9 protein-coding genes are annotated in these 7840 nt (G+C 50.6%); 3 read left to right on the top strand and 6 right to left on the bottom strand.

What is annotated here, in order from left to right:
- Positions 1-73: 73 nt before the first annotated feature.
- A complete protein-coding gene (locus tag J2T37_RS11265; RefSeq protein ID WP_253355961.1) occupies positions 74-313 on the bottom strand; it encodes a hypothetical protein in 240 nt (79 codons plus the stop codon).
- Positions 314-330: 17 nt separating this feature from the next.
- Between J2T37_RS11265 and J2T37_RS11260 the strand changes: the two genes are divergently transcribed.
- Positions 331-1380, top strand: a complete 1050-nt coding sequence (locus J2T37_RS11260; protein ID WP_253355960.1) for an AI-2E family transporter — start codon at positions 331-333, stop codon at positions 1378-1380.
- Here the strand turns inward: J2T37_RS11260 and J2T37_RS11255 are convergent.
- Entirely contained in the window at positions 1335-1697 is a 363-nt protein-coding gene (locus tag J2T37_RS11255; RefSeq protein WP_253355959.1) for a hypothetical protein, read from the bottom strand. The two genes, J2T37_RS11260 and J2T37_RS11255, sit on opposite strands and share 46 nt — an antisense overlap.
- Between J2T37_RS11255 and J2T37_RS11250 the strand changes: the two genes are divergently transcribed.
- A complete protein-coding gene (locus J2T37_RS11250; protein WP_253355958.1) occupies positions 1680-1949 on the top strand; it encodes a GNAT family N-acetyltransferase in 270 nt (89 codons plus the stop codon). The two genes, J2T37_RS11255 and J2T37_RS11250, sit on opposite strands and share 18 nt — an antisense overlap.
- Before the next feature lie 132 nt (positions 1950-2081).
- On the opposite strand, the gene J2T37_RS11245 is transcribed toward J2T37_RS11250, so the two are convergent.
- The 4 genes from J2T37_RS11245 to garL form a co-directional block, all read right to left on the bottom strand.
- Complete coding sequence (locus J2T37_RS11245) at positions 2082-3236, bottom strand: CdaR family transcriptional regulator (RefSeq protein ID WP_253355957.1); 1155 nt, start codon at positions 3234-3236, stop codon at positions 2082-2084.
- A 17-nt stretch (positions 3237-3253) separates the two neighbouring features.
- Positions 3254-4393: a glycerate kinase gene (locus J2T37_RS11240; RefSeq protein WP_253355955.1), complete on the bottom strand. Its 1140-nt coding sequence runs from the start codon at positions 4391-4393 to the stop codon at positions 3254-3256.
- A 141-nt stretch (positions 4394-4534) separates the two neighbouring features.
- Entirely contained in the window at positions 4535-5425 is an 891-nt protein-coding gene (gene garR / locus J2T37_RS11235) for a 2-hydroxy-3-oxopropionate reductase (RefSeq protein ID WP_253355953.1), read from the bottom strand.
- A gap of 57 nt (positions 5426-5482) precedes the next feature.
- On the bottom strand, positions 5483-6256 hold the full coding sequence (garL, locus tag J2T37_RS11230; protein WP_253355951.1) for a 2-dehydro-3-deoxyglucarate aldolase: 774 nt from the start codon (positions 6254-6256) through the stop codon (positions 5483-5485).
- A 667-nt stretch (positions 6257-6923) separates the two neighbouring features.
- On the opposite strand from garL, the gene J2T37_RS11225 reads away from it, so the two are divergent.
- On the top strand, positions 6924-7763 hold the full coding sequence (locus tag J2T37_RS11225; RefSeq protein ID WP_301286385.1) for an MFS transporter: 840 nt from the start codon (positions 6924-6926) through the stop codon (positions 7761-7763).
- The last annotated feature ends 77 nt before the right edge of the window (positions 7764-7840 follow it).

Below are 7840 nucleotides of genomic sequence, written 5' to 3'. Positions count from 1 at the left end.
GCGTTTTAACAACAGTGAAATAAAATCTCAAATTTCTATTTTGAAACAGTTAGTAAAAGGTAATTTGCTCTAATTATCTAGTACAGCCCCAAAACAAAAGATCTAAAGCATAGGAAAAGAGAATACGTAAACATAAGTTAGTTGCATTGAAAACACCCAATATCTCTTTCTTAAATTTCATGTATGCTATGCCGTCTGAAAATCTCCCATTTTTCAGACGGCCTTTTCCTTCCCAATCTTTACCGCTTTTACGCTTCCCCGCAATACGCCCCGCCCTGTCTTTGCTACAATACCCGTCTGTTTTATCTCCCATCTTGACCCGCTATTCTTATGACGAACAAATTCCAAATTGCCACCTATATTCTTACCGGCCTGACGCTGCTGCTGATTGTGCAATTCCATTTTCTGCCGCTGCTGTTTGCCATTTTGATTACTTATATTTTTATCGAAAAAACCGGCCATTGGATTTTGTGGCTGCGGCGGCGGGCGTTTGGGCGCAGCGCGCATTTTCGCATGTGGATGAATGCGCACAATATCAATGTGTTATCTACGATTTTGATTATCGGCGTAGTATGTTTGGCGGTGGCTTTGCTGTCGCTGGGGATTTATCATTTTATCCACGGCAATCATATCGGGGCGATGTTGGGCAAGCTATCGGGGATTTTGGCGGACACCAAACACAGCGCGGCGCTGCCGGAGTTTATCCGCAATGTGCTGCCGTCGAATTTGGACGACATCAAGCAGCAGGCGGTGGCGCTGGTGGAGAATTACGGCGCGGAGCTGACGCGTATCAGTAAAAACAGCCTGAAAAATCTAGTATATATCATTTTAGGGATTGTTATCGGCGCGATGTTGAGCTTCCACAGTTTGAGCCATCGTTTCAGCAGCGAATCCATGCCGCTGTTTAAAACGGAGCTGATTGCGCGGATTGTGCATTTTAAAAACAGCTTTGCGCAGGTGTTTTTGGCGCAGGCGAAGATTTCGGCGGTAAATACGCTGCTGACGGGGATTTATCTCTGCGTGTTGCTACCGCTCTTCGGCGCGGATGTGCCGTTTAAATATACGGCTTTGGTGGTGGCGTTTATTGTCGGGCTGATTCCGGTGGCGGGCAATTTGATTTCGAATACGATTATCGTGATTCTCAGCTCGGGCGTGTCGCTTTTGACGGCGGCGGCTTCGCTTATCTTTTTGGTGGTAATTCACAAGCTGGAGTATTTTTTAAACGCGAAAATCATCGGCTCGCAAATCGAATCAACGGCTTGGGAATTGCTGATTGTGATGATTGCGGCGGAACATATTTTCGGCATTGGCGGCATTGTCGCCGCGCCGATTTATTATGCGTATATCAAGCGGGAAATGAAGTTGGCGGGATTGATTTGATTTATTTTAGGTGGGCGGTTTGGGAAGCGATTTTTAAAATTTAGCCGTTTTGCCCTCTCCCTAGCCCTCGGAATCTGTTGCCGAAATCCAAACTTTTCCAGCTTGATTGCTACATTTGGCTTATATGGAGTCACGCTCTCTATATCTGGATGGTTTTTCATGCCAAAGGCCGTCTGAACCAGCGTTGCAATAATCTGTGATTGTGCATTCGCGCTTTTCAGACGGCCTTTTCGGTTGTTGTTTTCGGGCGGAGCTTTTATACTGGCATTGCCTTTATTTTTTACCGCAAGGAGCCCATCATGCCCGATATCCGCCACGAGCCTGCTTTGCAGCGTTTCACTCTGATTAATACGGAAGACGGCGAAATCGGCCTGCTGCATTACCGCATTGCCGATGGCCGTTTTGATATTACCGACACCCGAATCAACCCAAAATACCGAGGCCAAGGCTTGGCGCGGCATTTGGTCAATGCCGCCGTCGCCGAAGCGGAAAAACTTGGTTTGGATCTTGCCAGCAGCTGCGACTATGCGGAAGCAATTTTGGTGCGCGAGGGGCGGTTGAAAGGGTAAACACTGCGTAGGTTGGGTCTTGACCCAACATTCTACTGATTATCTGCTATGCTGTTGGGTCAAGGCACAACCTACAAAAGCAATACCGTCTGAAAATGTTTTTTCAGACGGTATTGCTTTATCCTTAAAGTTTTACACCATATGCACCGCGATATACAGCAAAAAGCGGTCGTCGGTATGGTTCAAATCCAGGCGCGTCAGCTCGGAGATTTTGTGCAGGCGGTATTCCAACGTGTTGCGGTGGATAAACAGCGCCTGCGCGGTGGCGGCGGCCTGCATATTGTGGTCGAACCAAGCCAGCAGCGTTTTGACCAGCAGGCCGTTTTTGTCGGCGTGTTTGAGGCGGTCGAGCGTGCGCTCGAGTTCGCGCCGCTGCCAGCCGTCTTTGAGCTGGTTGAGCAACACGGGCAACACCAGCTCCTGATAATTGTAAATGCGCTGATCGGGAAAACGGTTCATGCCCACTTCCAAGGTGGTTTTGGCCGTCTGATACGACAGCGCGATGTGGTTGTCTTCGCCGCAATCGGCAAAATAATTACCCAGCGCAATGCGCACGTTGAGCGAGGTTTGTTCGTTCATGCGCGACACCAAAAGGCGCACGCGCTCCATGTGGTTGTGTACGTCCCAGCGGCCGAAGGCATCCAGCGCGGGTTTCAAAATCACGATTTGGGTCAGCGATAAAATCGCCACCAGATTGTCGCGCTCGGGGTAGTTGAGCAGGTTTTGCAGGTTGTGCAATTCGTTGCTCACGGCATCGATACCGAGATGGCCGCTTTCCACTTCGATAATGCACACCACGCGCGGCATGGACAAATCCACGCCGAGGCGGTTGGCCCATTCGTTCATGGCGGGCGTAATCTGTTCGGCGGAAATCAGGTTTAAAATCAGCTCTTCTTTCAAGCGTGCGTCTTGCGCCAGCATTTCAAACAACCGCGCCTGCTCCAACATCATTTCGGCGGTCATGCACACCATTTTGCCGAATTCTTTAAGGTGCAGCGGGTCGCCGGTCAAGCCGATTACGCCGATGATTTCGCCGTCCAAACGCAAAGGCAGGTTGACGCCCGGGCGCACGCCGTGCAGGTTTTTGGTATCCACGTCAATATCGACAATGCGCTCCTGCGACAGCGCCAGCAAAGCGCCGTCGTGGGTTTCGCCGATACGCTCTTCGTCGCCGCTGGCGATAATCCGGCCTTTGGCGTCCATAATATTGACGTTACAGCCGATGATGTCCATCGTGCGCTCAACGATTTTTTGCGCGAGTTTTTTGTCTAATGAATAAACCGACACGGCGTACTCCTCAAGTTTCAGTCAGGCAACCGCATTTTCAGCAGTTTGGCGATGTTGCGGGCGGCCAGTTCCAGATTATCCGCAGCATCGGCGGCGGCTTCGGGGAAGGTGCAGCATTTGTTGAGAATGCTGAACACGGCGTCAATGCCGTAGGCGTTTACCACTTCCACGCCCTGCCCCAAGCTGCCGGCAATGCCGATGACCGGAATGCCGTGTTTCTTCGCCAAGGCCGCCACGCCGACCGGGACTTTACCGTTAATGCTCTGGCTGTCGATACGGCCTTCGCCGGTAATCACCAAGTCTGCGCCCTGCATTTTACCTTCCAAATCCAGTAAAGCGGTAATAATACCGATACCGCTTTGCAGGCTGCCGCCCAAAACGCCGGCAAAAGCCGCGCCCAAACCGCCTGCCGCGCCTGCACCGGGCAGCTCTTTCACGGCGATGTTCAAGTCGCGCTGAATCACATCGGCATAGTGGTCTAAGGCTTTATCCAGTTGCACCACCATCTCGGGCGTTGCGCCTTTTTGCGGTCCAAACACATGCGACGCGCCATTTTTACCCACCAGCGGATTGGTCACGTCGCAAGCAACATCAAAACGGCAGTCTTTCAGACGGCCATCCAAACCGCTGATGTCGATGTGCGCCAAATCTGCCAGCGCCGCGCCGCCGTAAGGCAGGGCTTGGCCTTGGCCGTCTGAAAGTTTTACGCCCAAAGCCTGCAACATACCGGCGCCGCCATCGTTGGTGGCGCTGCCGCCCAAACCGATAATGAAGTGGCGCACGCCTTTATCCAGTGCATCCAAAATCAATTCGCCCACGCCGTAAGTGGTGGTGATGAGCGGGTTGCGCTTTTCAGACGGCACTTGCTCTAAGCCGCTGGCGGAGGCAATCTCGATAAACGCGATTTTGCCGCTGCCCGACAAACCCCAAAAGGCTTGCTGTGGCTCGCCCAAGGCGCCGGTCACGCGACATTCGATTTTTTCGCCGTCGGTGGCTTCAATCATGGTATCGACCGTGCCTTCGCCACCGTCGGCCACGGGTACTTTGACGTACTCCGCTTGCGGAAACACGGTTTTAAATCCCTGTTCGATATGATCGGCTACCTGCAGGGCAGACAGGCTCTCTTTGTAAGAATCCGGTGCGATGAGGATTTTCATTTGCTCTGCTCTCTTTGATGACTCTCCGATACAGGCCGTCTGAAACGGCACTGTCGGCAAAAAAGGGGGAGATTATCCAATCTCCCCTTTCTGCAACATCCGCCGTTCTGCCCGCAGACCGGCGGTATCCGTGTATCGGGATTAGTTGGAACGTTTCACTTCGCTGTTGGTCAGTTTTTCGTAATAGCGAGCCAAGGCGCTGTGGTCTTCCTGACCGTGGCCGTCCAGCTTCAGAACCTGCATCATTTCCATCACGGCGGCAGTCAGCGGCAGAGTGGCGCCGACACCGTGGGAAGTGTCCAAAGCGTTTGCCAAGTCTTTGATGTGCAAATCAATGCGGAAGCCCGGTTTGAAGTTGCGGTCGAGCACCATCGGCGCTTTAGCATCCAACACGGTGCTGCCGGCCAAGCCGCCGCGAATGGCTTGGTAAACCAATTCCGGATCCACGCTAGCTTTGGTTGCCAACACCAGCGCTTCCGACATGGCAGCGATGTTCAAGGCCACAATTACTTGGTTTGCCAGTTTGGTCACGTTGCCCGCGCCAATTTCACCGGTATAAACCACCGAACCGGCCATCGCTTTCATCACGTCATAGTATTTGTCGAATACGGCTTTCTGACCGCCGACCATCACAGACAAGCTGCCGTCGATGGCTTTCGGTTCGCCGCCGCTAACCGGCGCGTCCAGCATGTCCACGCCTTTTTTCTCCAATTCGGCGTACACTTCGCGGCTGGCCAAAGGTGCAATCGAACTCATGTCAATCACGACCGAACCGGCTTTCGCGCCTTCAATCACGCCGTTTTCGCCCAATACCACGGTTTTCACCTGCGGAGAGTTCGGTAGCATGGTGATAACGACATCAACCTGCTCGGCAACTTCTTTCGGGGTGGCGGCGCTTTTCGCACCGGCGGCAACCACATCGTCAACCGCTGCTTTGTTGGTGTCCAACACCACCAATTCGTAACCTGCTTTCAACAGGTTTTTGCTCATGGGTTTGCCCATAATGCCCAAGCCGATAAAACCGATTTTCATAACTTTCCTTTCAAAGCTGATTTAAAAAATGAAATGTGTCTGTAAGCCCGTTATGGCTTATTTGGAAATAAATTTGTTGCACAAAGCCTGGCTGCCGGAGCGGAATACGCCCAAGTCGCTGCCGACACTGACGAATGTTGCGCCCCAGCTGATGTAACGGCGTGCGTCTTCTTCGGCCGGTGCCAAGATACCGCAGGCTTTGCCGTATTTTTTCGCAGTGGCGAAAATATGTTGGATCACTTTTTGCACTTCGGGATGGTTGGGTTGACCCAAATAACCCAGCGCGGCGGACAAATCGCCCGGGCCGACAAACAGGCAGTCCACGCCGTCAACGACGGCGATTTTTTCTACGTTTTCCACACCCAAACGGCTTTCGACTTGTACAATCACGCCGATGTTGTCGTTAATCACTTTGAAATAATCGGGAATGGTGGCGTAGCCGTTGTTGCGGTGGGATACCGATACGCCACGGATACCGACTGGCGGATAACGGGTGGAAGCCACGGCTTGCAGCGCATCTTCTTCGGTTTCGACATACGGTACCAGAATATTGTAGAAGCCGATGTCCAGCAGGCGTTTGATAATCACGGGATCGTTTTTGGGCGGGCGCACAATCGGCATGCTGCTGCTGTCTTTCAAGGCCATCAGCTGCGGTACGAAAGACAATACATCGTTGGGGGCGTGTTCGCCGTCCAACAAAATCCAATCGAATCCGGCCAAACCCAATACTTCGGTGGTAATCGGACTGCCCAACGAACTCCAGCAACCGATTAATTGCTCGCCTTTGTGCAAGCGTTGGCGCAGGGTGTTGGGAACATATTTTTCATTCATGATACCGCTCCTTGTTTTCAGAATCAGAAATTGCAGACAGTTTAGTTTTTCCCCTGTAATTAATCATCGTGCAAATTAACAAAATATCAGCCAAATCCAAATGAAAATATGTGCATTTGACGACCCGGCTTTGTCGGTTATGCCGAAAATGGCGTTTTTGACAATAAAAGATACTTCAACCATAGGGCGGGTATCTCTGCGCCATACTTATTTATATATGATAGGACAAACCGCCTGAGATGTATGGCTCTCCGCCTTCCTACTATATCTATATATAAGATATAACCCATCAGATGCCGTCTGAAAACCACCCGCCCGACGTATCCTTTTTCAGACGGCCTGCGCTTTCTCCGCCGTCTTTAAAATATTTATATCATAATATTTATTATTTAATAAAAATTCATAAGGCAAATAAACATCAAATTAACCTCCTTAACAGCAGCTTATCCATCAAAAATCCAAGGCTCTCCATTTCCAATTTTTCCAAAAAAATCAAAAAATATTTGATATAAATAACCAATTTACAGCATTTTTATCACATCGCACAAAAAATCACACGCCCGACCAACCACAATCGCAACATCTGCCCAATTATTTTATTAAAACATAAACCTATAATTCTCATTAATTTATGAACAGTTATGCTTTTTCATCTAGGAGCAAAATCATGAGTAACGAAACCCTTGCTACCCAGCCTGCCGCAAACGGTTCAGGCATGAAACCTACCCACGTGCGCTGGGTGATTGTCGTCTTACTGTTTTTGGTAACGGCGGTCAACTATGGCGACCGCACCACCATGGCGATTGCGGGCAAACCGATGTCCGACGCTGTGGGCATTGACGCCGCCGGCATGGGTTGGATTTTCTCGGCTTTCTCATGGGCATATGTGATCGGTCAGATTCCGGGCGGCTGGCTGCTGGATAAATTCGGTTCTAAAAAAGTGTATTTCTGCAGTATCTTCTTTTGGTCGCTGTTTACCCTGCTGCAAGCCGGTGTTGGGATGTTCAGCGGCATGTGGGCCTTGGTGATTCTGTTCAGCCTGCGCTTTTTGGTGGGCATTGCCGAATCGCCTTCTTTCCCGGGCAACAGCCGTATTGCGGCGGCTTGGTTTCCGGCCAAGGAACGCGCCACTGCGGTTGCGATTTTTAACTCTGCACAATATTTTGCCACTGTGATTTTTGCCCCGATTATGGGTTGGCTGACCGTGGAAATGGGTTGGCAGTCTGTCTTCATCTTTATGGGTGGTTTGGGTATTTTGATGAGCTTGGTGTGGCTGGTGGTGGTACACGGCCCGAAAGAACACCCGCGTGTCAATCAGGCTGAAATCGACTATATTGAAGCTGGTGGTGCACTGACCAATATGGACGAGCGCCGTGACAATGCCGAACAAAACCAAGGCCCGAAACTCGGCTATATCAAACAGCTTTTGACCAACCGCATGATGTTGGGCGTGTATCTGGGTCAATATTGTATTAACTGCCTGACTTTCTTCTTGGGGCTGTACTAGATAATTAGAGCAAATTACCTTTTACTAACTGTTTCAAAATAGAAATTTGAGATTTTATTTCACTGTTGTTAAAACGC

Origin of the sequence: Neisseria perflava (assembly GCF_024170405.1) — a bacterium.
GTDB classification, from domain to species: domain Bacteria; phylum Pseudomonadota; class Gammaproteobacteria; order Burkholderiales; family Neisseriaceae; genus Neisseria; species Neisseria perflava_B.
The sequence above is the reverse complement of the archived record's forward strand: the minus strand, read 5'-3'. Positions and strand labels throughout refer to the sequence as shown.